Here is a 25,470-nt window from a genome sequence, read left to right as displayed (position 1 = left end):
CTCGAGGCGATGAACAATGAGCTTAAGCAGGAGACGTCATGAAGGGTCTGATGAGTAAAAGGCGCAGGAGCTTCCTGCGAACTCTGGGCATCGGCGGACTGGCAGCTACCGGGCTCGGACTGAGTAGAATGGCCGAGGCACGGTCTGTCCCGGCGCCGGCCGTAGCCGGATCGACAGGTAAGGCAGCTGCCATGGGACCGATCCGGCAGGTTCATGCCGGTGTTCTAGACGTTGGCTATCATGAGGCCGGACCGCGCGAAGGGCAGGTCGTCCTGCTGCTGCACGGCTGGCCCTACGACATCCACAGCTACACGGACGTTGCGCCGCTGCTGGCGTCGGCAGGCTACCGGGTGGTCACGCCCTATCTGCGGGGCTACGGCACGACGCGTTTCTTGTCGGACGCCACGCCTCGGAACGCCCAGCAGGCGGTTCTTGCCGCAGATGCAATTGCCCTGCTGGACGCGCTGAAGATCGAGAAGGCGATCGTTGCCGGCTGCGATTGGGGTGCTCGGACCGCCAACGTTCTGGCCGCCCTCTGGCCGGAGCGCTGCAAGGCGATGGTTTCCGTTAGCGGCTACCTGATCGGGAGCCAGGAGCTCAACAGGATGCCGCTCTCCCCAGCCGCCGAGCAGCAATGGTGGTATCAGTACTACTTCGCGACCGAACGCGGCCGATCCGGCTATGAACAGCACACCCACGACTTTGCGCGGCTCATCTGGACGCTCGCGTCACCGCAATGGCGCTTCGACAACGCCACCTTTGAGCGCTCTGCGTCGGCCCTGGACAACCCGGATCACGTCAGCATCACCATCCACAACTATCGCTGGCGGCTGGGCTTGGCAGAAGGCGAGCCCGACTATGATCCTCTGGAGAGGAAGCTCGCAGCGTTTCCAGCCATCGGCGTACCGACTATAACCATGGAGGGCGACGCCAACGGAGCACCGCATCCGGAACCGGCCGTCTATGCAAAGAAGTTTATTGGAGCCTATGAGCATCGGTTGATCACGGGCGGCATCGGGCACAACCTGCCGCAAGAGGCACCCCAGGCGTTCGCACAAGCGGTGGTCGACGTGGACCATGCTTGAGTAAAGTTGAGCTCTGCCCCCAGGCTGTTGCCTGGGGCGCGGCTGCTGCTGCATGGATCAGCGCGACGAAGACCTTCATCGCCGCTCCTCGACAAGAGAAGCCTTGCCGGGGCTGCAGGCCAGCCTGCGACCGTCGCATCGGTCATGTCTACAACCCAACCCTCAACCATGACGGGTCAAAAGGAAACTTTCATGACAGCCAGCCAGTTCTTGGCAGCCTCGGTGCTGATCGTCACAAGTGCTTTGGCGCCGCACATTGCACTGGCGCAGCAGCCGGGCATCAGGCGCACCGATCTCCAGCGGCACGATCTCAGTGTCCCTGGGCGCGAAGCCATCCAGGTCCATGTCGAGCTTGCTCCGGGCGTAGCCTTCCCCAAGCACTCCCATCCTGGCGAAGAGATCATCTATGTCCTGATAGGCTCGCTGGAGTACGAGATCGAAGGAAAGCCACCGGTAACGCTCAATGCTGGTGACGTCCTGTTCATCCCGGCTGGAACAGTCCACTCAACAAAGAATGTCGGCAGCGACAATGGTGCAGAACTCGCTACCTATATTGTCGAGAAAGGCAAGCCAATCGTCGTTCTTGCAGAGTAGAATTACCTACTGACGTAGCCAATGGAGGCTGAGGTGGCAGTGAGCATTAGCGTGATATTGACATGACTCACGCAGACACTAGATGATCAATCCTTAACTGTCATGCAGCCAGCCATGCTTTTCGTCCTGCACACGTTTCATGACACAGAAAAACTGTGACAATCAGCTTTTTGGGCTTCATCAGCCGGCATGGCAATTTTGTTGCTAACAACTGTAATTCCTAGCCGTCGTGGCCATTTATATTTAATAGCTCCCATATACGAATGAGGTCTACAATTGATCTGACTTGCATCTTACGCATCAGATTGCTTCGGTGGATCTTCACCGTGACTTCCGAGATGCCAAGGTTGAAGGCGATCTGCTTGTTCAGCTGCCCTTTAGCTACCTCCCTAAAGACCTGTCGCTCGCGCAGCGTAAGAGTCTCAAAGCGCTCAGCGCACTGACGTGCCCTCTGCGCCGCTGCACGGTCGGCCAGATCTCTCTCGATCGCGCGCGCGATGGCATCGAGCAGGACCTGGTCCCGAACCGGCTTGGTCAGGAAGTCCACAGCGCCTGCCTTCATGGCCTGCACCGACATCGGGATGTCCCCGTGCCCGGTCAGGAAAATGATCGGCTTGCGCTGTCTGCCCTGCGCCAGATGGCGCTGGAGGTCGAGGCCGCTGGTGCCGGGCATGCGCACGTCGAGGATGAGGCAACCCAGCCGGTCCAGCTTCCCCGATGCCAGCAACTCCTGCGTGGAGGCAAAGCAGATTGGGCTGAGCCCGATCGACAGGATGAGTTCGCTCAAGCCTTCGCGGACCGCGAGGTCGTCATCCACCACCAGGACGATGGGCTGCTCCATGCCGATGGGATCCGGCGATGGCAGGGCTTGCCATGACAACTGCTGCAACATGGTCAACTCTCCCAGATTTACTTGACGAAGGCCCTTTCGACGGCAGCCAGCAACAGCTGGCCGTCAATGGGCTTGCGGAACAGCACGGTTGCCAAGGCGGCCCTGCCCGGCTGATCCGCGATCTCGTGCCGACCGGTCACCATGAAGACGGGGAGGTCGGGGCGCATCTCGACGACGGCGTCGCGAAGCTGGAAGCCATCCATCTCAGCCATGCCGATATCCGTGATCAGGCAGTCGAGACCGGACATGCCTGCCGCCAGGAAGGCCTTGGGCGACGAGTAGGTGCGGACCGCATAGCCTGCGGACTCCAGGAGGTTTTCCAACGATTCCAGCAGCCGGCTGTCGTCGTCGACGACCCCGATGGTGCGCTTGGAGTTACTCACACTTCCTTCTCTCTGCGACGCGAATGGGTGACCGGGATCCTCAGCCGCTCAGCGATCCGCACGAGGTCAGTGAGCGAGGCGGCGCCCATCTTTCGCAGCACGTTGCGCCTGTGTACCTGGAGCGTGACTTCGCTGAGCTTCAGCAGGGCGGCAGCCTGCTTGTTCAACAAGCCGCTCACGATGAGCGGCAGCACCTCGCGCTCGCGAGGCGTCAGCGTGGCGTAGCGCGCGCAAAGGCGTTCCAGGTTCGCGCGCTCGGTACGGATGCGCCGGTCCTGGGTGAAGGCGGCGTCGACGGCGGCCATGAGCGTCTCGTCACTGCAAGGTTTGGTCAGGAAATCCACCGCCCCATGCTTGATGGCGCGCACCGAGGACGGGATGTCGCCATGGCCGGTGATGAACACGATGGGCGGATGATAGGCGTCCGTGAGCTGCGCCTGCAGGTCGAGCCCGTTGATGCCTGGAAGCTCGAGGTCGAGGAGCAGGCATGCCGATCCCTCAGGTTTCTCGGCACGTGCGTAATCCTCGGCCGACGCGAAGGCCGCCACGCGTATGCCGTGCGCCTCCAGCAACTCGCTAAGGGCCTCGCGCACGCTCGGGTCGTCATCCACGATCAGCACGATGGGCGTCTCCGTCGTCATCAGGAATCGAGCGTCTGGATCGGCAAGGTGAAGGCAAAGGTGGCACCTCCCGCATCGTTGCGCTCGACCCACAACCGCCCGCCGTGGGACTCGATGATCGACCGGGAGATCGCGAGGCCCATCCCCATGCCGGTCTGCCTGGTCGTGAAGAAGGCGTCGAAGACCTTCTCCGGATGCAGGACGCCAGGCCCGTTGTCGCTCACCTCGACCCGCACCGCCTCGCCGTCGCGCACGGCACGAATGCAGAGCCTTGGCTCCCGTATTTGACCTTCCATCGCCTCGATCGCGTTGCGCATGAGATTGACCAGCACCTGCTGGAGTTGGACGACGTCGAATGGGACGGCCGGCAGGTCGGCGGTGACGTCCGTCTCGACGCCGACCCGCGTCTGTGACGTCCAGCCCGCGAGCAGCCGCCCGACATCGGCGACGAGGTCTCCGATCGAAGCTCGATGCCGGGGGGCGTTTGCCTGTTTGAACAGGGCTCGGATCCGGCTCACAACGTCCGCGGCGGCGTTCGCGTCGCGGATGATCCGCTCCATGGTGGTCTGGGCCCGTTCCAGGTTTGGTGGACTGGCGGCCAGCCAGCGCTGGCAGGCCTGGGAGTTCCAGACCACCGCCGCCAAGGGCTGGTTCACCTCATGGGCGATGGAGGCTGAAAGCTCGGCGAGGCTCGCCGCTTGGCCCGCGCGCGCCAGACGCTCCTGTGCCAGGCGGAGATCCTCCTGCACGCGGATCTCGGCGTCGATGTCGAGGCAGATCACGTTCCACTGGACGATCGCTCCGTCCGAGTTGCGCATGGGCGCCGCGCGCGTTTCGACCCAGCGATAGATGCCGTCATGGCGCCGCAGGCGGTGGCGGCGCGCGTAGGGCTCGCCGGTCCGGAGGCAGCTTGCATAGTCGTTCTTCACCGCAGCCAGGTCGTCGGGGTGGACGCCCGTATCCAGCGTCTGCATCAGGCGCGATCCATCCGCCTCGTTCAGCTCCTCGAGCTCATAGCCCAGGAACTCGCGGAGCTGCTGGCTCCGGTACACCGGTTCGCCATCCGGTGCCGCGCAGTCGATCATGGCCGGCAGGGTCTCCACGAGTTGCCAGAGGAACCGCTCCCGCTCACGCAGGGCCTCCTGCGCCTGCATCTCCTCCTCGATGTCGATCGAGGCGATGTACCATTGCACGATCTGGCCATCCGCATCGCGCAGGGCCTGCGCGCGGGCTTCGATCCACCGATAGACGCCATCGCTGCAGCGGCGACGAAACCGGTTCACGAACGGCTCGCCGGTCCGGAAACCATCCAGCGCCCGGCCGAGCATGACCGGCAGGTCGTCCGGGTGGGCGACATCCCGTGCCAGATCCTCAAAGTCCTGGATGCTTCCCGGCGGCCCGACCGTGTCGAGATATCGCCTGCTGGAGTAGGTCAGCCTGCGCAAAGGATCGAAGCTCAGGATGTTGACGGGCACCGCATCGATCATCTGCTCCAGTTGCTGCTTGCTTTGCCGCAGCGTCTGTTCGGCCAGCACCTGATCGTCGATGTCATGGCAGAGGCCGTACCATTGCGTGATGCGGCCGTCCTGATCCCGCAGTGCTTCAGCACTGGCCGCCATCCAGCGGTATACGCCGTCGGCCCGACGCATCCGCCATTTCATCGAGAAGCGCTCGCCGCTGGCCAGGGAGCGATCGAACGCGTCCGCGACGGCGGCACGGTCATTGGGATGGATGATGGCCTCGGTGAGGGCAGCCAGCCGGCTTTTGTCCGGCCTGTCCGCCCCCGAGACGTCCAGTCCCAGGAAGTCGACGAGCCGCTTGTTGAAGAATACCGGCATGCCGTCAGCGGTGATCCGCCACAGATAGCTCGGGACCATGTCCACGAGCTGCGACAGTTCGCGTTCCCGGTCGCGCACTGCCGCTTCCGCACGCTTGCGTTCGGTCAGATCGAGAATATACGCGACCCCTTGCCGGGACTGGCCATCGAAGCAGGCAGCCCCGATCAGCACCGGCACCCGGCTGCCATCCTTCCTGAAATATTCCTTCTCGCGGGCCTGCATCTTGCCGGTCGCCGCAAGCTCCTGGGCCTCCTCGCGGGAATGTACTTCCTGCCATTCCGGAGGCGTGATGTCGAACCAGCGGATTCCGGTTTTCACGTCCTCCAGGTCGTACTGGATCATGCGGAGGAATGCGTCGTTGGCGTCGATAAGCCTGCCGTCCAGATCCCAGATGACGATCCCGATAATGTCCGAATCCACCAGTCGCCGGATCCTGGCTTCGCGTTCCGCGATGTCGGCGTAGAGGCGCATCTGGTCGTCAATGTCGTGGCTGAGGCCGAACCACTGGACGATGCGTGCGTGCTCGTCCCGCAGCGGCTCGGCGCGGCCCGACATCCACCGGTAGTCGCCACTGGTATGGCGCAGCCGATACTGCATGGCGAAGGTGTCGCCCGTGGCGAGGCTGTGGTGCAGGGCGGCCTCGAACCGCGCTGCATCGTCGGGATGGATGGCCCGGACCACGGCCTGCAGCCGGCTCATGCCCGGCTGGTCCAAGCCCATGGCCTGCTGGTCGAGGAAGTCGACCATCCGCTTGTTGAAGAAGATCGGCTCCCCATCCGGGCTCAGCCGCCAGATCTGGCTCGGAACCATGTCGACGAGCTGCGAGAGTTCCCGCTCTCGGCCGCGAAGCTCGTCCTGGGCATGCATGAGCTCCTCGATGTCGATGAGCACGCCGTACCATTGAACGATGTTGCCCCTGGCATCGGGCAGGGCCTGGGCGCGGCCCTCCATCCAGCGGAATACGCCATCGTGGCGGCGGACCCGATACTTGCGCATGAACGGGTCGCCACTGCGGACGCAGCGCGCCAGCTCCGCGTGAACTTCCCGGCTGTCTTCCGGATGCACGAGCAAGGCTGCCGCACGGGTGATGCGGCTCGTCCCGGGATCGTCGAGATCCTGGACGTTCCTGCCCAGCCAGCGGACCAGCTGCTCGCTGTAGTAGGACGGCTGGCCATCGGGCGAGAGGCACCAGGTGAGGCTCGGAACGGTATCAACGAGTTGGCGGAGCTGTCGTTCGCTTTCCTGCAGTGCCTCCTGCGCGACGACATGGTCGTGGACATCGATGCACACACCATACCACTGGATGATGGCACCGGTGTCGCTGCGCAGCGGCTCGGCGCGACCTTCGATCCACCGGAAGCCGCCATCGGCACGACGTTGCCGGTAGGTCATGCAGAACGTTTCGCCCGTCGCCAACGCGTGGCCAAGCGCATTGGCGACGGCTGCCCGGTCCTCCGGATGGATGTCGACGAGCGAGCGCGACCCGCCTGAATCGACCAGACCGCACAGGTCGATCCCCACCGTGTCCGCCAGCCGCTTGTTGATGTAGGAGGGCCGGCCGTCTGGCGTGACGCACCAGATCATCGCGGGCACGGCGTCGATGAGCCGTTCGAGTTCCTGCTCGCGGAGCTGAAGCGCCACCTCCGCCCGGACCTGGTCGTCGATGTCGTGGCAGACTCCGTACCACTGCAGGATGCGGCCCGTATCGTCACTCAGCGGCTCGGCCCGGCTCGACATCCACCGATACGCGCCGTCGACACGGCGCAGCCGGTAGCGCAGCGAGAACGGCGCACCAGTCGCCAAACTTTGTGCGAGTGTCGTGCGGAACTTGGGCGCGTCGTCGGGATGGACCGATCCGATCAGGGCCTCCAACTTGCCCGGCGACTGACAGGCGATGTCAGGCCCCAGATAGTCCGCCATGCGCCTGTTGAAGAACGTCGGCTCGCCATCGGGCATAAGGCGCCACACATGGCTTGGGACCATGTCGACCAGTTGCGCAAGCTCCTGCTTGCGGTCGTGCAGCGCCTCGCGTTCCAGAAACGACCCGTACCACCCGACGATGCGGGCCTTGGCGTCACGCACCGGCCGGCCTGAGCAACGTCGCCACCGATAGGTTCCGTCTGCGGCACGCAGGCGATGGGTTACGTCATAGGCATGCCCGGTCTGCAGGCACTGCTGCCAGGACTTGGCCGCCGCCTCGTAGTCGTCCGGATGCAGCAGCGACGTCCAGTCGGGCGCCGGTTCGTCCGAATCCGTATCCTGCGCCTCTAGCCCGGTGACCGGCAGGCCCAGCACGCCCGGGGTGGCGTAGAGGAACCGGCCGGCGGCGTCCGTCGCCCAGGCATTGCCGACTACCTCCTCCACCAGCCTCGCCGCCCGCGCGGGCTGGTCATTGATCGCGTCGGTTGCGGCGGACAGCATGCGCCACGTCCTCCTGTGGAGGTCGCGCCCTCCAAGGCTGCGACCTCCGCCAGACTAGCACCCATGCCGGCCTGGACACCTAATCGGACGACAGGGTAGAGCCGCAGCGAGCCGCGGGCACCCTATGGAAACCGATAGGCTGTCTGGGGCAGTGCCGGATCGAGCCCCACGGGCTTGGCAAATCCGGGCGCAGCATCCGGTGTCGCACCTGCCCGGAGCCGGACCTTCGGCCGTCCGTGGCTCGGACGTGGTGGATTGGGACAACGGATCAGCCTGTGCGAGCTGATCTGATGGGCTCTGGTGCATGCCGCGTCTCTCAATGGATGGTGTCCGTGTTATCTCCCGGCGGCCGGGTGACCCATACTGCAGAGGCTTGCCGCCGCCGCAGCCCAGTCAGAGCCGGGCGTCGGTCAGGTGAACGTTGCTGCGCAGCACGCAGGCGGATCCGGCCGATCCCGCCCAGGTCACCTTGGCCGTGCGACTAGCCGCCGACGAAGGTGACCGTCTCGTCGAGCGGGGCACGGCCCGTACGAGGATTGCTCACCATGGGATCCTCGTACCCGATCGACATGCCGCAGAAGAGGATGAGGCCATCCGAGGGTGACAGAACCTCCGCGACCGTTGTGCGAACCTGCGACCACGCCATCTGCGGGCAACTGTGCAGCCCCTCAGCCCGGAGCAGCAGCATGACGGTCTGAAGATACATGCCGACGTCAGCCCATTGGGGCCGACCCAGGTCGCGGTCGATGTAGCAGAAAAGTGCTGCGGGAGCGCCAAAGCAGTTCCAATTGGCAATGGCCGCCCGCTGGCGGGCCTCCCAGTCCTCGCGTGCAATGCCGAGCGCGCTGTAGCGTTCCTTGCCGAAGGTGGATCGGCGCTCCCCGTACGGAGACTTCAGCACGCGCGGGTACATCTCGTACTGCCGCTCGTCCCACGGATCACCGTGGGCCACGCGCTCGACGGCGCGCGTCTTGAGCTCAGCCAGCGGTCCGCCGGTCAGCACGTAGGTGTTCCAGGGCTGGATGTTCGATCCGGACGGCGACCAAGCCGCGGCGGACAGCACGCGCTCCAGCACCTCCCTCGAGACAGGCTTGTCTTTGAATCCGCGCACTGCCCGCCGGCTTGTAACGGCCTCATACACGTCCATGTTTGCCTCGCTACCCGCAACCATCCGTTTGGTTCAAGACGATGCGGCCGTTAGTTCGGCTTTAACCCGGCAAGCGGTCAGTAGTCCCAGAAGGCCGGCACCCAACGGAAGGCGTCGCCGTCGACCGCCACCCGGCCGACGGATGGGAATGGCAGGTGCGTGGCCACCAGCATCTCGCCGGTCTCGGCCAGCTCCCGCAGGAGCCGGACCCGGACGCGCGCCGCCTCCTCGGGATCGTGTTCGAAACCGTTGTGCCAGTCGGGCTGGTCGAATCCGACCGCGAACACCGCGTCGCCGGCGAACGTCAGCCGGTCGCCGCCCGACGCCAGGCGGACCACGCTGTGCCCGGGCGTATGGCCGCCGGTGCGCTGGACGACCACCCCCGGCGCCACCTCGTGCGCCTCGTCGAACGGCCGCAGATGGTTGCGGTACTCTTGCCTGAACCGCCTGGCAGCCGCCCGGAGCGCGTCCGGAAAGCCTGGGGGCATGGAGGTGTGGGAGAAGTCGGGCGCCTCCCAGAAGCGGACCTCGGCGGCCGCCACGTGGATCCGCAGGTCCGGACGCAGCCGCTCCTTCACCCCGTCGACGAGAAGCCCGCCAATATGGTCCATGTGCATGTGGGTAAGCACCACGTCGGTCACGCACGTAAGATCGATGCCCGCGGAATCCAGTCGCTGGATCAGCTGACCGGCCCGCGGCAAGTGCAGGTCCGGGTCGAGCCCCAGCCCGGCGTCGACGAGGATGGTCTGGCCGCCGCTGCGCGCCATGACCACGTTCAGCGGCCAGTCGAATGCGTCCGGCGGCAGGAACATCTCGCCCAGCCAGGCCGCCCGGGCGGCCGGATCGGCGTTGTGTGCCAGCATTGCGGTCGGTAGCGGCAGCACGCCATCGCTGACCACCAGCACGTCGATGTCGCCGATCTGCAGCGCGTAGCGCGACGGAACCAAGTCCTTGGGTTCTGGTCCAGCGGGGTGGAAGCTGTTGTGCAGGCTCATGTTTATCTCCTTGAGAACACGTTGCCACGACAGCGATGACGCTAGGTTCGGACGTATTCACGGTCGATTGTGCCGAGGAAGTGGGCGGGCCCTACTGCGGTATAGGTCCGTTTGGCCAGATTGCCGGGAAGGCGCGCGGCAGGGACAGGGCCACCCTGTGCACGGACGGACCATGCTTGCTTCTCAAAGCCGATGCTGGTCGCCGACGCCGATCCCCCAGCTGCGGCCACGGGCGATGGACTGGTCAGCCTGGGATGCAGGGCCGCAGGACGAGATCCGAAGCGTCTTCAATGCCGACTTCGGCGTCGATGGCATGGGGACGGAATAGGCGGCAGGTCGGCTGCGAGGGCATCGCCGCGCCCTCCTGACCACAGGTCATCATACCAAGGTCGTACCGCTCTAGCCGAACGATCCAGGCATTCTCTCCCTCCGCACAATGTCGGTGCTGCGCGCATGCGTGCATCCCTGGTTCCAAGGCAAGCGGCTCGGTCGAGCGGCGGCCGCGACTACTGGACGGAGAAGAGATGATGCAGCAGCGACTTGTCATCATTGGCGGGGGCTTTGCCGGCATGTATGCGGCGCTCTCCGCTGCCCGGCTGCGTGACGAACAGGACGTGTCCCCGGATCGACTGGAGATTGTCCTGATCGCGCCGGAGCCGACCTTGGTGGTCCGCCCGCGGCTCTACGAGCCAGGCCCGGAGCATCTGACCGCGCCGCTCCGGCCGGTGCTCGACGCAATTGGCGTCGCCTATGTGCAGGGCACTGCCGATGCGATCGATACGAGCGCCCGGCAGATCACATACCAGGCCCCAGGCGGTACCGAGCAGCGCCTCGCCTACGACCGGCTCGTCCTGGCCACCGGCAGCCGGCTGTTCCGTCCGGACATCCCGGGCCTCGCGGCGTTCGGCTTCAGTGTCGACAGCCTTGACGACGCGATGGCGCTCGACCGGCATCTGCAGGGTCTCGCCGGGCAGCCGGCTTCGAAGGCGCGCAATACCGTCGTGGTCGCGGGCGGCGGCTTCACCGGGATCGAGGTGGCGACCGAGATGCCGGCACGCCTGCGGGCGATGCTCGGCCGGGAGGTCGCGGCGCGCGTGGTCATCGTCGAGCGTGGTGCCGCCATTGCGCCGGACATGGGCGCGGCTGCGTGGCCGCATATAGAGCAGGCGCTGCATGAGCTGCAGGTCGAGACGCAGGTCGGTGTCGGCGTGGCCATGCTGGACGAGGGCGGCGTGGTGCTGAGCGACGGACGTCGCATCGACAGCGCCACGGTGATTTGGTCAGCCGGCATGCGCGCCGCGCCGCTCACCGCGGAAATCCCGGCCGAGCGCGACAATTTCGGCCGCCTGGTCGTCGATCGCGAGCTCCGCGTGCCTGGTGTCGCGGGCGTCTTCGCCACGGGTGATGCCGCGAAAGCGACGTGTGACGACCTTGGCAACCACGCCCTGATGTCCTGCCAGCACGCCACGCGCATGGGCGCCTTCGCCGGGAACAACGCCGCCGCTGACCTGCTCGGCATCCCAGGCCAGGCCTACCACCAGGAGGCCTATGTCACCTGCCTCGACCTTGGCGAGGCAGGTGCGATCCTTACCCGCGGCTGGGACCGCAAGGTGGAACTGCTAGGCATAGAGGCGAAGAAGATGAAGCACGAGATCAACACCGTGTGGATCTACCCGCCGCAGGCGGAGCGCAAGGCCGCCCTGGCCTCCGCCGATCCGCAGCGCGTCACCGCTCTCTAGGCGCCCTGCCTGAAGCGCAACAGAACCCGCATCTTCCATCCACGCTCATCGAATGCAGCGAGGCGACGTCATGTCGGCACTGAGCGAGAAGGTCGTCATCGTCACCGGCGAAGCGCAGGGCATCGGCCGGGCCGCCGCCCTGCGCTTCGCCGGGCTGGGCGCCAGGGTCGTCATCACCGGCCGGCGCGCCGCCGCGCTCGAAGCGACTGCGGCCGACCATCCCAACATCGTCGGCCTGGTGGCGGACGCGGCAAATCCGGACGACGCAAAGCAAGCCGTGCGCGAGGCGGTCGACCGCTGGGGTCGTCTTGATGTGCTGGTCAACAATGCCGGGGCAGGAGCCATCCTCGCCTTGGCCGAGGCCAGTGCCGCCCAGATCGAGCGGATCCTTGCAGTGAACGTGCTGGGCCCCAGCCTGCTCGCGGCGGCGGCCCTGCCGCATCTGGCGGCGGTGCGCGGCACGATCGTCAACCTGTCGAGCACGTACGGCCATCGACCGGCCGCCGGCCTCGCGCACTATGCGCCAGCAAGGCCGCGCTGGAGCAGCTTACCCGCTGCTGGGCGCTGGAACTGGCGCCCAAGGGAATCCGGGTGAACGCGGTGGCGCCGGGACCGACCGAGTCGGAGGCGCTAACGGGGATGATGAACCTGTCGGCGACACAGGCGGAGGCCGTCAAGGAGCAGGAGCGCCAGCGGATCCCCCTCGGGCGGCGCGGCGAGCCGGACGATGTCGCCACCTGGATCGTGCGCTTGACCGATCCGGCCTCCAACTGGGTGACCGGCCAGGTGCTCGCCGTAGACGGCGGGCTGGGTCTCGCGTGAGCCATCCCGGCTGATCTGCTAAGGATGCGATCCCGTGCCAGCCGATGTCGTTCAAGCTGCATCAACCGCCGCTCCGGGTCGCCATGCGACCTGGCATGCATCGGCCCGATCCAGCGCGTTGGACGGGCGGATTGCTGCGGCGTTGACCAGGGAGCGCCAGGTCACTGGACGTCTGGGCGCGCATGCCCTGACGGTGGCGTTCTGCGCGGTCGCGGTGTGGTGCGCCCTGGTCCATCCCTGGCCTGCTGCCCTCTATTACTTGGGTATCGCTGCCGCGTTCATCGGCCTTGCCCTGGTCTGGAGTCGGCGCGCCAGACGGCCCGTGCCTTCCTGGCTGGTCATGGGGTTCGTGCTGGCCAATGCCGCCCTGCTCACCGTGACGCTGCTGGTGCCCAATCCATTCGTTCTGTCCCTGACACCAATACAGATGGCGCTGCGGCCGCCGAAGTTCCTGTTCTTCCTGCTGCTGATCGCGTGGGCGACCTTCACCTTGTCGCCATGGCTCGTGATAGGCGCAGCACTTGTTGTGATCGCGACATGGAGCGTGGGCGTCGGCATCATCCTGCGCATGCCGGATACCCTGCTCGGGTTCGGTCTACCAGAGGGCGCCGGACTGGCGGATTCGCTGACGCGCTACCTCGACCCGCACTTCGTCGACACCGCGGCCTGGGCATGCAGCCTGTTCACCGCCTGTTTGATCGCCGGCATCCTCGCAGTCGTAGTCGGGCGCATGCAGCGGCTTGTCTACGCCCAGGCCAGGCTCGAGCATGCTCGCGCCAACTTGGCTCGCCACGTGTCGCCCAACCTGGTCGAGGAGCTGGCGGCGGTGGATGAGCCGTTCGGCCCGATCCGGACCCAGGACGTGGCAGTCCTGTTCGTCGACATTGTCGGCTTCACCCGTCTGTGTGAGCGCATGGCTCCGGATGCGGTCATGGCCATGCTGCGCGGCTTCCATCTGCGCATGGCGGATTGCGTGTTCGCGCACGGCGGCACGCTCGACAAGTTCATCGGCGACTGCGTGATGGCGACGTTCGGTACGCCACATCCTGGCCCGCATGATGCGGTCAGCGCGCTTGCATGTGGACGGGCGATGCTCGTGGCACTGGACGAGTGGAATGCCGAGCGGGTGGCGCAGGGGGAGCCGCCGCTACGCGCAGGCATCGGCCTGCATTTCGGACCAGTGGTGTTGGGTGACATCGGCGACGAGCGTCGGGTGGAATTCGCGGTCCTGGGCGACACGGTCAATACCGCAAGCCGCCTGGAGGGGCTGACCCGTGAGCTCGGGACGTCCATGGCCGCAAGCCAGGCGCTAATTGATCGTGTGCTGGCGCAGGCAGGCCCACGCGCATTGGGCGGCATGCGCCAGCATACCCGTCTCGTCGTGCGGGGCCGTGAAGAGTCGCTGGATCTATGGACCCTGGCCACCGGAACGGTGGCTGTCTCGCCCGACTGAGAAGAAAATGAACGCAGGCTATGTTTCAGCCATCGCGGCACTAGCCGGCTCCGCCATCGGCGCGCTGACATCGTTGGTGACGACCTGGCTGGCGCAGCGCTCACAGGCGCGCGTCACTCCGGGCGCAGGATCGCGCCCGTCGCGAGGCACTCTATGGCGAATTCAATCGTGAGGCTTCCAAGCTGTTCGTCGATGCGTTCGAGCACGAGCTCGATGATCCAGCCAAGCTCCTGCAACTCTACTCGATCGTCAACACGATCCGCCTGTTCGGCCAGCCGCAGACTGTCGCAGCGGCGGAGGAGGTCATGAAGCAGATCGGTGCCGCCTACTTCGCGCCAGATAAGGAGCTTGGACTCTTCGCGGACTTCACCCCGGCGGGTGAGCTGGACCCACTCTGCGCCTTCAGTCGTGCCTGCCGGGAAGAACTCAAGGCCACACGGCCATGAACTCGGGAACTGCTGACGCTCTTGCGAAGAACCGCCTCGGCTCTAAGCAGCGTCTCCTCAACGAGGCCATCAGGATCCCGGTCGTACTCATGACGAGCACGGGATATATCCATGACCGAGCGTGGCATGAAGCAGGGACTATTGGCTTCCTGCCCAAGCTGTCCGGGCGGAAGACCTTCTATCCGCGGCCTCCATTGCCGTGCGGGTTGGCCTGAAGCAGCGCATGGAGCGCGTGACCGTCGGGCCTCGGCACACGGTTTCATAACCCTGCGGTTCGTGAGAGGGAAGTGATGGCCCCGATAGCATCAGCGACGCGACCTTGCAGGCGATGCAGTATCTGCAGGCGCAATGGCGGCGGCAGCCCAGCTCTGGGTTAAGGGACGGTGCCGGCTGAACTACCCTGTGAGAACCTATGAGGCACACTGGCCGCCGCCGGTTCTCCCGCTGGATGGCTACGGATGACCGGGCAGATGGAACAGCGGGCGCAGCGGGCACAACTGGAACAGTATATCAGTGCCACCACTGAGCGGCTGGCGGCGCAGCGGGTGCGAGTGGCGTGGCGGCAGCGGCAGGGCTGACCGACTGCCGAGGCTAGCACGCTGCTGGGCCACGTGGAGGACACGCTGGCGCTGCTGGCGTGGCCATACACAGCGCTGCGCCGGCCCGGCCGGTCTGGGCTGCTCCATTAGGCTGGCTGCGCTATTACCGTATATTCGTGCCCGCTTTCGTCATACATCCAGAGTCAGGTACCGTCAGGCTCGCTTCGACCATCTTACAGTGCTGTCGCTGGGCCACAACTTTCAACAAATGGCCGCCGCTTGTCCCGGCCATTGGATCGTTTGCACGGCCGACCAACGACATACTCTGCCACTCCTGCCGACGGTGCCCTCCAATTCAGGCTGCCCTAGCGAGCGGTCCATGGTGCCCAACTAGCCGGCCGAATTACCCATCGGCTGCAAGGGCGGCTTCGGCTGGTCACAGGCGATCGGCCGTGACGGGATGGTGCTTCGCACCATCATGTGTCTGGTGGTCGGTCAGACCATCCAGGACGCATTCCGCCTGAGCATCGACCGCGACGGCCATGTCACGGTAGTGCCCTTTGCAGCGACAGGCGGCATGATCCCCTCATAGGACCGGCAGATATTTTATAATGCTACTACTGCAGCTTATAGCTCTGGCTGATTATCGTACAGTTTAAGCCCTCATGATCTTGCAGTGTTGTATAACTGGACGGCGCACAATCAGCCGACCTGCGCCTTGATCCGTTCCAGCCATTGGTTGCTGCCGGCAGCAGGTCTTCCACCAGGCTCACCTGTCCACCACCTTGCAAAACTATCGGCCGCTCCCCGCTCTGATGGGCAGGATCGAAACACACCAGCAGCGCCAGAACCAGAGTTTCGCGGCAGTCTCCAGTGGTGCAGTTCGGAAGATCCGCTTTGATGCCTGCGGCTCAGCGCGCCTCTGCGATGTGCGCCAGCTTGTCGGGATTCCGAACGATGTAGATTGCACGAATTCGACCGTCGTGAAGTTGAAGCGCAGTCGTGCCCACGGATCCATCGGGATTGCGGCTGATATATCCAGGCAACCCATCAATAATGGCCGTACGCAACAGCGTCGGTGGGGAGAGGTCCTTCCGGCGAACGCCGGCAAACAATTTTAGGACGCGATCGATACCGCGCACGATGTTCCGGAAGGCCAAAACCTTGCCACCTCCGTCGGAGTGTATTTCCACATCTTCCGCAAGGAGGTCGGCGAGCGCCTTCGTATCGCCATCTCGGGCGGCGGTGAAGAAGGCTCGCGCAATCCTGTCCGCCTCGGAGGCATCAAGTGCGTAGCGAACGCGTTCGGACCTAACATTCTTCCGGGCTCGGGACGCAAGCTGGCGAACCGCGGCGGGTTCGCGATCAAGGGTCACGGCCACATCTGTGAGTGGTACGTCGAAGACATCGTGCAGAAGAAACGCGGCGCGCTCGAGCGGGGAGAGCCGCTCCATGGCGAGCATGAGAGTGACAGTGACATCGTCGGCGATGATTTCCTGCGGGTCGGCCGGGGTCAGCAGAGGGTCAGGTAGCCAGGGGCCAATATAGGTTTCCCTCCGTGCCCGGGCCGATTTCAGGCGATCCAGGCACAGGCGGGTGACGATCCGCGTGAGATAGGCGGCTGGAACATCGATGCTCTCGTCCACCCGCGCCCAACGAATCCACGCGTCCTGAACAACATCCTCCGCCTCGCTGAGCGAGCCAAGCATGCGGTAGGCAAGGCGCTTCAGGCGCCCCCGTTCGGGTTCGAAGTCAGTGGGCCGTTGGTCACGGGACATCAAGGGCTCCTGCCGGGTAGTTCGCCGTCATGACGACCGTGCGCGCACCTGTGTGACATCGCGCCATCGTCGGCCTGCAAGTGTCACAGCGGCGGCGGCCGCCTCGTCAGACCTGTGATCGCCGATGAACGGCGTCACGATGACGGAGCACTTTGAATGACCAATGTCACCCGCTTGGCCTGGCACGACGTTGCGCCGGACGGAGCCAAGGCACTGTTTGGACTGCATCACTACGTGACACATGCCACCATTCTTCCGGAGGAACTAATCCACCTCGTCTTCCTTCGGGTTTCGCAGATCAATGGATGCGCGCATTGCATCGACCTCCATACGCGGGACCTGCTCAAGACGATGCCCATCGAGAAGGTCGTCCTGGTGCCCGTCTGGCACGAGGTCCCTCACCTGTTCTCGGCGCGGTATCGTGCCGCGCTGGCCTGGGCCGAAGAAGTCACCAACATCAGCCAGACCCACGCATCTGACGAAGCCTATGCGGCCGCAGCAGCCGCGTTCGATCCAAAGGAGCTGGTCGACCTTACGATCACCATCGCCGCGATGAACGCCTTCAATCGGTTGGGAGCGCCGTTCAGACTTCCGGTGAAGGCTAGACCCTGATCAATGCTCCGGCGGCTCGTCCCCGACGGGCCGCTTACCAATCCATGAGCTGGGTGGTTCACGAGAGGCTAACATCCGCTTTCCACCCCGCCTGGAGGTTGATGGATCCCCATAGCTGGGCCTAACCACCATGGTGCTCACCGAATGGGTACGCACATTCTAGACAGGGACATATAGCAAATGAGTAGAGCAAAAGCACGTCGTAAGACCTAAGGAGAAATAATATCATCAAATAATTCATCTGCTCTCCAGCATAAAAATGACCAATTTCTAAATGCATCAGCGCTCGATCGGCGTCGTCAGCACCGTGTCGTCGGTATCGACGACAAAGACAGCCAGCAGTTTTGCAGGCTCGGTTTCGCTGGCATTGGCGCTCACGTCATGTCGGTCGCCCGGCAGCTCCGTGAAGTTTTGCCCCTTGGTGAAGGTTCTGATCGGGCCGCCGTTGAGCTGGTTCAGAACAGCGCCCTCCAGAACGGTCGCATAGATCAGCGCAGACCGTGCATGGGTATGAGCCGGGTTCACGCCGCCAGGTTCGTACTCGACCAGCACCCCCTTGATGCTCTTGTTGGGCATGCCGGGCAGCTGGTGTTCGTACACCAGCGTCACCTTCACACCGCCGCTTCCATGGGGGTGCTGTTGGGAATCCGCGGATGCGACCTGCAGGGGGAGCGCGGCCAGGACGAGGGAGCAGAGGAACTTCTTCATTGGATATTCCGTTCGGGTCGGTCATGCGATGGATGCGCTGCTGCGGAACCATGTCTCCAGGTCGATCTGGCCGAGCCTTGCTTCGGTGAGCGGTACGAGCGAGAACTCGCCGACCTTGCCGCCAAAGTAGCGCGCATCGGGAACACGCTCGACAAGGCGCGGATCGCCTGCATAGCGGAGATAGCGGCGCATCACCTCGTCGAAGGGCATGCGCTCGGGCCCGGCGATCTCGATGATCCCGTTGCAAGGGGCGGCAAGCGCCGCATCCGCCAGAAGCGCTGCCACGTCATCCACCGCAATCGGCTGGAAGAGCCCACCCGGCAACCGGACGGTACCTCCCGACGTACTGCCATCGGCGATGCTGGACAGGAACTCGAAGAACTGGGTGGACCGGACAATGGTGAACGGCGTTGCCGAGTCCCTGACGAGCTTCTCCTGCGCGACCTTGGCCTGGAAATAGGCGTTGTCCGGCATCCGGTCGGTGCCGACGATGGAGAGCGCCACATGATGGCGCACCCCTGCGGCGCGTTCAGCGGCGGCCAGGTTCCGGCCAGCGGTCTCGAAAAAGGCGAGCACCGCCTGCGGCTCGAACGACGGGGAGTTGACGACGTCGACCACCACGTCGGCGCCGGTGAGAGCTTGTGGAAGCCCCTCGCCGGTCAGGATATCGACACCGGTGCTGGGCGAGGCGGCAAGGACCTCGTGTCCTGCTTCACGCAGGCTTGCGACAGTGCGAGAGCCGACGAGCCCATTGCCGCCGATGACAACGATCTTCATACGCCTGTCTCCTAAAATTGCCAGCAGGCCGGCTGGCCATATCGCGATGGCCCCGGCCGGATGGCTCAGCCTCTCACGAAAGCAAGCAAGTCCGGGTTCACCACTTCAGCATGAGTGGTGCACATGCCGTGCGGGAACTTCTCGTAGATCTTGAGGGTGCTGTTCTTCAGGAGCTTGGCCGAAAGGAGCGCTGAATCGCGATCGGCACGATCTGGTCGTCGTCGCCGTGCATCACGAGCGTCGGCACGTCGACGATCGTCAGGTCCTCGGTGAAATCCGTCTCCGAGAAGGCCTTGATGCCGTCGTAGTGCGCCTTGGCACCACCCATCATACCCTGGCGCCACCAGTTCTGGATGACCGCGTGATTGGGCGTCGCACCGGGCCGATCGAAGCCGTAGAACGGGCCAGTGGGGAGATCGATGTAGAACTGCGAGCGGTTGGCACCCAGCGCGTTGCGCAGGCCGTCGAACACCTCGATCGGCAGGCCTCCCGGATTGGCCGGGGCCTTCACCATGATCGGCGGCACGGCGCCGATGATGATGAGCTTGGCGACCCGCCCCGCCGGCTGACCGTGGCGGGCGACATAGCGGGTTGCCTCGCCGCCGCCGGTGGAATGCCCGATATGGACGGCGTTGCGCAGATCGAGCTGCTCGGCCACTGCCGCGGCGTCGGCAGCGTAATGGTCCATGTCATGCCCGTCGGAGACCTGCGCCGAGCGCCCATGGCCACGGCGATCGTGGACAACGACGCGATAGCCGTTCTGGAGGAAGAACAGCATCTGGGTGTCCCAGTCGTCCGCGCTGAGTGGCCAGCCGTGGTGGAAGACGATGGGCTGTGCATCCTTCGGCCCCCAGTCCTTGTAGAAGATCTCGACGCCATCGTTTGTGGTAACCATCGACATTGGCTGAACCCCTTCGAAGGTCGGACTTTGGGTTACAGTTGACTGAGCGGCGGCTGGCAGGCTCGGCAGCATCGCCAGCGCGGTGGCGCCAAGGCCGAAAGCAAGCAGATTACGGCGGCCCGAAACGGGCAACTCATGCGAATCGGTGCGCATCAATGGTCATCTCCGGGGTGCACTAGGACAGCGCCATCCCTGTCATCTGCTCCGACACCTGCCAGAGGCGCTCGGCACTCTCGGGATCCACGGCCCAGGACTTGACACCCCGCCGGCCTGCATCGCCGGTGTGGGCGACCGCCACGTCGCAGTCCTCGCAATAGACGCCGCCGATGCCAGCCAATCGCGGGCTTGTCGCACACCACACGCTGGTGGCAGCGCCCTGCTGGACCGTCTTCATGCCGCGCGCTGGATCGATCCGCGGGCGCCCCTCGCTGTCAAAGGCGTCGAAACCGGCAAGCTCCTCCGCACTCAGATGACGCGCAAGGTCGGTCAGTATCTGGCCAGGGTGCAAGGAATAGGCCCGAATGCCGTCTTGTTCGCCGCGCCTGTCCAGGCCGACCGCGAACAGCGCGTTGGCGGTCTTCGACTGGCCGTAGGCGACCCACTTGTCGTAAGGGCGGGCGTTGAAGTCGATGTCGTCGAAGTCGACGCCAGCGATCTGGTGACCACGCGAGGAAACAGAGACAACGCGCGCTCCGCATGCTGCCGCGAGGGCCGGCCAGAGTGCTAGGGTGAGCCGAAAATGCCCGAGATGGTTGGTGGCGAACTGCCCCTCATGGCCGGCGGCATCTCGCGACAAGGGTGTCGCCATGATGCCGGCGCTGTTGACGAGTATGGAGACCGCCCGGTTCGATGAGAGGACGCGATCGGCGAAAGCCCGCACCGAGGCCGGATCGGTGAGGTCAAGTGCTTCCAGTTCGACGGAGGATAGTCCGGCGAGCGCCGCTTCGGCCTTCTGCAGGTTGCGGGCAGGAACGATGACCACGGCACCTGCTTCAGCGAGCACACGTGTCGTCTCGAGGCCAATACCGGAGTAGCCGCCGGTGACGACCGCCACCTGCCCGGTCAGATCGACACCTCGGGCCACCTCGGCCGCCGTCGTGGCAGCGCCGAACCCTGATCCGATCGGCTTCTGAACTGGTGAAAACATTCTCGACCTCAGCCAACATGCCGCTGCGAAGGGCTATCAGTCGGAAACGAAGATGATCCATGCACCTGCGTCCGGTGTTCTGTCGTGATCGTCCGGAGTGCGCCGGACGATGCCCTTTCTGACGTGTTGCGGCTCGTCGATGCACACGCGGTAGCGTCAGTGACGCTGACCGCCGGAGGGAACTGGGCCGTCCGCCTGCCTGCTCCCGACTACATCAAGTTCTGCGTTCTGCGCCGGGGCACATGCTGGCTCGCCACGAGCGACGGCGCCCCGCCGCAGAAGCTTGAGGAAGGCGACTGTTTCGTTGTTGTCCGCGGCGACTTCACGCTCGCCAGCTCCCTGGAAGTGCAACCGGTTCCTGCGGCGGAGGTATTCGGAAGCTTCGGGCAGAGCGGCCAGTGCGGCGATGGCGAGGATACCCATCTGATCGGCGGCAGCGTGCACTTCGACACCGTCAACGGAATGATCCTCACCGATGTCCTGCCAGCGGCGATCCTGATCACCGGCGAGGCTGCCATCGCCATCCACTGGCTGCTGGAGCAGCTGGACCGGGAGTGGCGGAGTTGTCGGCCGGGCGCGCGCCTCGCCTGCAACGACCTGCTGCGCCTCATGTTCATTCATGCGCTGCGCAACTACGTCGCCGATCTGCCGCCACAGAGCGGCAACTGGTTGGCCGGGCTCACCGACCCGCACATCGGCAAGCCCTTCGAGGCGATCCATGCGGATCCGGCTCGAAGCTGGACGCTGACAGAGCTTGCTTGCCTCGCTGGCCAGTCAAGGTCGACCTTCGCCGACCACTTCAAGACCGGGGTGGGTGTTCCGCCAATGTACTACGTGGCGCGATGGCGGATGCGTCTTGCCGCTGCCAGACTGCGTCGCAGCCGAGAGCCCATATCCTCCATAGCCGCCTCGCTGGGCTATACATCTGATAGTGCTTTCAGTTCTACATTTCGTCGGATCATGGGCGTCTCCCCGATGCGTTTCCGCCTCGAATTTACTGAGACTGACTCACCCGTACCGGAAGCCGTGAGCGAGCTCCGGAAGGAAGCAGCCCTGCAAATTGGCGAAGTAAGTAGGCAGCTTCTATCCTCGCACACGAGTTAGGGCCCGTTAGCTCCTGATCGCTTCCTCCCTATCTGTTGGACGTGCAGCGGATGGGAGAGGTGATGGCGAGCGTTCTGACGGATGGGCATTGGGCGATACTGGCGTCGTTGATCGAAGCGTGCCGCCCGCACCGCAAGACCCAGCATCACGTGTAGGGTCTGTGTTCATCGTTGCATGCGCGCGAAGGTAGAGTCCCAGTGGTAGTCCTGGGTGCGGACACGTTCCTTGGTCGGGTCGTAGGCAGCTCAGACGTCCTCGCCGAGCGGGATCTTGGCGATCAGCTCACAGACCCGGTCGATCGGCGTGCGGCCGCCGTGAGCGCCGTGAGGACGTTGCTTTGATCCGCTCTGCGGCTCAAATGTAGAAGGTCTGCCACTCATCGAGCTGATCGGGCAGCGATGCGTCTTTCAGGTCCACGGATGGCCAGAATTCCTCCAGGGCCGTACGCTGGGCACGCTCGACCTTGCCGTTCAGGTGCGGGGAGCGAGGCCGGATGGGTCGGAACTTGATGTGCCAGTCGCGTAGCTGGTCCTGGACCTGGTAGGCGAAGAACTCCTGGCCGCGGTCGGTCTGAATGCGCTGAATGGCGAACGGCAGCTCCTCGCGCACGCGCTTCAGGAAGTGGATGGTGTTGGCCGCGGTGCGGCGGGGATAGGTTCCGGTGACCTGGAAGCGCGAGCAGTCGTCGATCGCGGTGTACTGGTAGGGCTTCGGCGTGATCTTGCAGACGTTGACCTGCACCCGGTCACCAGGGACGGGCCGGCTGTAGCGCCTGGTGCTCTTGCGCCGCAGCGGCCGCCGCTTGAGGTAACGCTCGCTGTGTCGGACCACGACCTTGTGGATGGTATCCAGCGCGAGCTTGAGCGCCTGCTCGCGGATGCACTCGTTGCGCAGGCGCTTGATCCCGAGCCGGCGGCCGCGGCGCAGGTCCAGGATCAGGGCTTCTTCTTTCCGGAACCTTGCGGCCCGGTGAGCGGTGCGGTCGGGAGCTGCGGGTCGTCAGGCCTGCGGCACCTTCTGTCCGATACCGCTGCCACCACGTTCGTGGACGCTACCGCGGGAGATGCCGCAGCGGCGACAGACGATGCCGGCATTGCCGATCTCCTTGTAGAGCCGGATCCAACCGAGCCGAGTGCGTGTATCCATCCCGCCTCCTTGCCGCCAGAAGCGGCTTCCACCGTGACGCGATGGGATCAGGCGATAGCGGAGCCGGACGGGCCCGGCGAGGTGCAACGAGGTCTACAAACCCCACACCTAAGACTGAAATTACAGAAATTTTCTTAGCATGAAGTAGCTGGCGGAGGGACAGTCCTCCTTATCCCCGTGTCTGGCTGTTCCAGCCCCTTTCGATGGTAGCCGAGATAGCTTCAACACGTCAGCCTGTTAGCGGCTTCATCGTGTCTGGGCATGTCACCTTGTTTCTCTCCGTTCAAGCCGGTAGATAGGGACCAGCGTAGGGACCAATCGGGTTTGGCGGAGATTTCTCGGCATGAAACTGTCGGCAGTCCGAGCCAGATCAGAGACCAAGCCGGGGCGCTACAACGACGGCAACGGCCTCTACCTGCTTGTCCGGCCCGACGGGCGGAAAGGCTGGGTGCTTCGCTACCGGCTGGGCACCAAGCAGCGCGACATGGGGCTCGGGAGTTACCCAGAGGTCTCTCTTGCCACCGCTCGTCAGTCGGCTGCGGAGGCGCGGGAGAAGCTTCGTTCGGGCGAGGATCCGATCACGGCTCGCAAGGTCGGTCGCGCTGCTCTGGCTCGCCAGGTTCAGGACGCCGAGCAGCGATCGTTCCAGGTGCTAGCTGAGCGCTACATCGCAAAGCACGAGGCGACCTGGCGCAACCCCAAGCACCGGCAGCAGTGGAAGAACACGCTCGCCACCTATGCCTATCCGCAGATCGGCAAGCAGGACGTTGCACAGATCGACCGCGCCGACGTGCTGGCGATCCTGGAGCCGATCTGGACGAAGACGCCGGAGACCGCCAGCCGGCTGCGCGGTCGGATCGAGACGATACTGGACTTCGCCGCATCCGATGGCTTGCGCGAGGCGACGAATCCGGCACGCTTGGCCGATCTCCGCCATGCCTTGCCCAATGTGCGCAAGCTACAGCCCGTCGAGAACCAGCCGGCGTTGCCCTGGCGCAAGTTGCCGGCGTTCATGGCCGAGCTCCGCAAGCGTCCGGCCACGGCCGCCCGGGCGCTGGAGTTCCTGATCTTGACGGCAGCACGCACCAACGAGGTGATGGGTGCCACGTGGCATGAGATCGACGAGGAGCACGGCATCTGGACGATCCCGGGCAAGCGCATGAAGAGTGGTAGGCAGCATCGTGTGGCACTCTCTTCGGCTGCCCTCGCCATTCTGAAGCAGATGGCGCCGCTCCGTAAGAAGTCGGACGATTACGTGTTCCCCGGCCCGCGCCCGAAGTCGCCGCTCTCGTCGATGGCGTTCTTGATGCTGCTGCGGCGCATGCAGGGGCCGAAGACCAATGACAAGGGAAGAGAGCACCCGCCTGTTTGGGCTGACCAGGATGGTCGACCAATCACTGCGCATGGGTTCCGCGCGACGTTCAGGACATGGGCCGGCGACGCCACCGAATTCCCGCGCGAGGTGGTCGAGGCGGCGCTCGCCCACACCATCAAGGACAGGGCTGAGGCAGCCTATGCGCGGGGCGATCTACTCGATCGACGGCGGGCACTAATGGAAGCTTGGGTGACCTATGTTGGGCCTCAGCCGTCAGATCCCTTGGTAATGGTCCCTGGGAGAGCACAGTGATCAAGGAGCGCAGGGCGAAAGTACGGGCCGAGGCTGAAACGTTGTGGGGCTGCCTAGACGAAACTGAGCGATCCGCACTCCAGCGCGCAGAATCCGGACTGCCGCTCACGATGCTGGACCATAACCAATATCCCGACCAAGCGGGTGAGAACGCACTCCGCGTGATCAGGTCCACCATTGAGAAGCTATGTGCTTCCTATGAAGAGGTGCCCCGGCCAGCCGGACATTGGCCCGATCTTCGAGGTGATCTGCGAGCTCTGCAGGCGCGCCTCGATGATCTCGATGAGTCGCGACGAACCGGGCAAGAGGACAATGCCATCGGCCGAGCGATCGCGATTGGAGCTGCCTTCAGTCGACTAGGGTTCTGGCTAATCAGCGCTTCGGATGCTGCGGGCGGCGCCAAGCAACGTGCAGATGGCGTGAGCAATGGCCGAAAAGCAACGGTGGCACGTGAGCACAAGTTCAGGGCCGAAATCTGCGCTGAGGCCGAGGAAATACGCCAGCGGCACCCGACCTACTCGCGGAACCGGATCGCAGTTGATCTTGGCAAGAAATTTGGGGTCTCCAAGGACACCATCTACCCTTGGCTGACCGAGCTCGGTCTCTGATGCATTTTCTTCGTGGCTAAGGCTCGGTTCCACGAAAGCAACTAAGCTACTGCTACGCCCGGGAACACCTCGCCGTCTCACGGCAAAG

General features: G+C 64.4%; 20 protein-coding genes and 3 pseudogenes. 10 read left to right on the top strand and 13 right to left on the bottom strand.

Annotation, left to right across the window (positions count from 1 at the left end; translation table 11 throughout):
• The first annotated feature begins 38 nt into the window (after positions 1 to 38).
• Both GEMRO_RS0107145 and GEMRO_RS0107140 read left to right on the top strand, forming a co-directional pair.
• Positions 39 to 1,085 (top strand): alpha/beta fold hydrolase, encoded by a 1,047-nt coding sequence (locus GEMRO_RS0107145; protein ID WP_027133446.1) that lies wholly within the window; start codon positions 39 to 41, stop codon positions 1,083 to 1,085.
• A gap of 192 nt (positions 1,086 to 1,277) precedes the next feature.
• Positions 1,278 to 1,679 carry a cupin domain-containing protein gene (locus GEMRO_RS0107140; RefSeq protein WP_027133445.1) on the top strand — a complete coding sequence of 134 codons (402 nt, stop codon included), beginning with the start codon at positions 1,278 to 1,280 and terminating at the stop codon, positions 1,677 to 1,679.
• 220 nt (positions 1,680 to 1,899) lie between these two features.
• On the opposite strand, the gene GEMRO_RS0107135 is transcribed toward GEMRO_RS0107140, so the two are convergent.
• From GEMRO_RS0107135 to GEMRO_RS0107110, 6 genes are all read right to left on the bottom strand, one after another.
• Positions 1,900 to 2,571, bottom strand: coding sequence for a response regulator transcription factor (locus GEMRO_RS0107135; RefSeq protein WP_051329562.1), 672 nt, complete (start codon positions 2,569 to 2,571; stop codon positions 1,900 to 1,902).
• 17 nt (positions 2,572 to 2,588) lie between these two features.
• Positions 2,589 to 2,954: a response regulator gene (locus GEMRO_RS0107130; protein ID WP_027133443.1), complete on the bottom strand. Its 366-nt coding sequence runs from the start codon at positions 2,952 to 2,954 to the stop codon at positions 2,589 to 2,591.
• The gene (locus GEMRO_RS0107125) at positions 2,951 to 3,595 is read right to left on the bottom strand and encodes a response regulator transcription factor (RefSeq protein ID WP_027133442.1); all 645 of its coding nucleotides are present in this window, start codon (positions 3,593 to 3,595) and stop codon (positions 2,951 to 2,953) included. The genes GEMRO_RS0107130 and GEMRO_RS0107125 overlap by 4 nt, the downstream gene beginning before the upstream one ends.
• A complete protein-coding gene (locus GEMRO_RS32470) occupies positions 3,595 to 7,833 on the bottom strand; it encodes a PAS domain-containing protein (protein WP_051328784.1) in 4,239 nt (1,412 codons plus the stop codon). The genes GEMRO_RS0107125 and GEMRO_RS32470 overlap by 1 nt, the downstream gene beginning before the upstream one ends.
• A 481-nt stretch (positions 7,834 to 8,314) precedes the next feature.
• A complete protein-coding gene (locus tag GEMRO_RS0107115) occupies positions 8,315 to 8,980 on the bottom strand; it encodes a nitroreductase (RefSeq protein WP_027133441.1) in 666 nt (221 codons plus the stop codon).
• 77 nt (positions 8,981 to 9,057) lie between these two features.
• Positions 9,058 to 9,975 (bottom strand): MBL fold metallo-hydrolase, encoded by a 918-nt coding sequence (locus GEMRO_RS0107110; protein WP_027133440.1) that lies wholly within the window; start codon positions 9,973 to 9,975, stop codon positions 9,058 to 9,060.
• A gap of 527 nt (positions 9,976 to 10,502) precedes the next feature.
• On the opposite strand from GEMRO_RS0107110, the gene GEMRO_RS0107100 reads away from it, so the two are divergent.
• The 3 genes and pseudogenes from GEMRO_RS0107100 to GEMRO_RS28155 all read left to right on the top strand — a co-directional run bounded on the left by GEMRO_RS0107100 (position 10,503) and on the right by GEMRO_RS28155 (position 13,989).
• On the top strand, positions 10,503 to 11,714 hold the full coding sequence (locus tag GEMRO_RS0107100) for an NAD(P)/FAD-dependent oxidoreductase (RefSeq protein WP_027133439.1): 1,212 nt from the start codon (positions 10,503 to 10,505) through the stop codon (positions 11,712 to 11,714).
• Positions 11,715 to 11,784: 70 nt separating this feature from the next.
• A pseudogene (locus tag GEMRO_RS34885) lies at positions 11,785 to 12,536 on the top strand (SDR family NAD(P)-dependent oxidoreductase).
• A 142-nt stretch (positions 12,537 to 12,678) separates the two neighbouring features.
• Positions 12,679 to 13,989, top strand: a complete 1,311-nt coding sequence (locus GEMRO_RS28155) for an adenylate/guanylate cyclase domain-containing protein (RefSeq protein WP_157505496.1) — start codon at positions 12,679 to 12,681, stop codon at positions 13,987 to 13,989.
• Positions 13,990 to 14,102: 113 nt separating this feature from the next.
• Here GEMRO_RS28155 and GEMRO_RS35635 read toward each other — a convergent pair whose 3' ends face one another.
• Positions 14,103 to 14,225 (bottom strand): hypothetical protein, encoded by a 123-nt coding sequence (locus GEMRO_RS35635; protein ID WP_276202819.1) that lies wholly within the window; start codon positions 14,223 to 14,225, stop codon positions 14,103 to 14,105.
• A 69-nt stretch (positions 14,226 to 14,294) separates the two neighbouring features.
• Here GEMRO_RS35635 and GEMRO_RS34875 point away from each other — a divergent pair, with 69 nt between their 5' ends.
• Positions 14,295 to 14,435: a hypothetical protein gene (locus tag GEMRO_RS34875; RefSeq protein ID WP_205624922.1), complete on the top strand. Its 141-nt coding sequence runs from the start codon at positions 14,295 to 14,297 to the stop codon at positions 14,433 to 14,435.
• A 1,450-nt stretch (positions 14,436 to 15,885) separates the two neighbouring features.
• Here GEMRO_RS34875 and GEMRO_RS0107070 read toward each other — a convergent pair.
• The gene (locus tag GEMRO_RS0107070; protein WP_027133438.1) at positions 15,886 to 16,752 is read right to left on the bottom strand and encodes a sigma-70 family RNA polymerase sigma factor; all 867 of its coding nucleotides are present in this window, start codon (positions 16,750 to 16,752) and stop codon (positions 15,886 to 15,888) included.
• A 156-nt stretch (positions 16,753 to 16,908) separates the two neighbouring features.
• Between GEMRO_RS0107070 and GEMRO_RS0107065 the strand changes: the two genes are divergently transcribed.
• A complete protein-coding gene (locus tag GEMRO_RS0107065) occupies positions 16,909 to 17,364 on the top strand; it encodes a carboxymuconolactone decarboxylase family protein (protein ID WP_027133437.1) in 456 nt (151 codons plus the stop codon).
• A gap of 279 nt (positions 17,365 to 17,643) precedes the next feature.
• On the opposite strand, the gene GEMRO_RS0107060 is transcribed toward GEMRO_RS0107065, so the two are convergent.
• The 4 genes and pseudogenes from GEMRO_RS0107060 to GEMRO_RS0107045 all read right to left on the bottom strand — a co-directional run bounded on the left by GEMRO_RS0107060 (position 17,644) and on the right by GEMRO_RS0107045 (position 20,897).
• The gene (locus GEMRO_RS0107060) at positions 17,644 to 18,072 is read right to left on the bottom strand and encodes a cupin domain-containing protein (protein ID WP_027133436.1); all 429 of its coding nucleotides are present in this window, start codon (positions 18,070 to 18,072) and stop codon (positions 17,644 to 17,646) included.
• A 21-nt stretch (positions 18,073 to 18,093) separates the two neighbouring features.
• Positions 18,094 to 18,849, bottom strand: coding sequence for an SDR family oxidoreductase (locus GEMRO_RS0107055; RefSeq protein WP_027133435.1), 756 nt, complete (start codon positions 18,847 to 18,849; stop codon positions 18,094 to 18,096).
• Positions 18,850 to 18,914: 65 nt separating this feature from the next.
• Positions 18,915 to 19,750 (bottom strand): annotated as a pseudogene (locus tag GEMRO_RS28150) (alpha/beta fold hydrolase).
• Positions 19,751 to 19,925: 175 nt separating this feature from the next.
• Positions 19,926 to 20,897 carry an oxidoreductase gene (locus tag GEMRO_RS0107045; protein WP_035484889.1) on the bottom strand — a complete coding sequence of 324 codons (972 nt, stop codon included), beginning with the start codon at positions 20,895 to 20,897 and terminating at the stop codon, positions 19,926 to 19,928.
• A gap of 84 nt (positions 20,898 to 20,981) precedes the next feature.
• Between GEMRO_RS0107045 and GEMRO_RS28145 the strand changes: the two genes are divergently transcribed.
• Positions 20,982 to 22,001: an AraC family transcriptional regulator gene (locus GEMRO_RS28145; protein WP_084506644.1), complete on the top strand. Its 1,020-nt coding sequence runs from the start codon at positions 20,982 to 20,984 to the stop codon at positions 21,999 to 22,001.
• 164 nt (positions 22,002 to 22,165) lie between these two features.
• Here the strand turns inward: GEMRO_RS28145 and GEMRO_RS35190 are convergent.
• A pseudogene (locus GEMRO_RS35190) lies at positions 22,166 to 23,147 on the bottom strand (DDE-type integrase/transposase/recombinase).
• 343 nt (positions 23,148 to 23,490) lie between these two features.
• Between GEMRO_RS35190 and GEMRO_RS0107025 the strand changes: the two are divergent.
• Together GEMRO_RS0107025 and GEMRO_RS34125 are read left to right on the top strand one after the other, a co-directional pair.
• Complete coding sequence (locus GEMRO_RS0107025; protein WP_035484886.1) at positions 23,491 to 24,774, top strand: tyrosine-type recombinase/integrase; 1,284 nt, start codon at positions 23,491 to 23,493, stop codon at positions 24,772 to 24,774.
• The gene (locus GEMRO_RS34125; RefSeq protein ID WP_157505495.1) at positions 24,771 to 25,382 is read left to right on the top strand and encodes a hypothetical protein; all 612 of its coding nucleotides are present in this window, start codon (positions 24,771 to 24,773) and stop codon (positions 25,380 to 25,382) included. Before GEMRO_RS0107025 ends, GEMRO_RS34125 begins: the two co-directional genes overlap by 4 nt.
• The last annotated feature ends 88 nt before the right edge of the window (positions 25,383 to 25,470 follow it).

Origin of the sequence: Geminicoccus roseus DSM 18922, assembly GCF_000427665.1 — a bacterium.
Classification (GTDB): Bacteria; Pseudomonadota; Alphaproteobacteria; order Geminicoccales; family Geminicoccaceae; genus Geminicoccus; species Geminicoccus roseus.
Note: the sequence above shows the minus strand (reverse complement) of the source record. Positions and strands in the feature narration are given on the sequence as shown.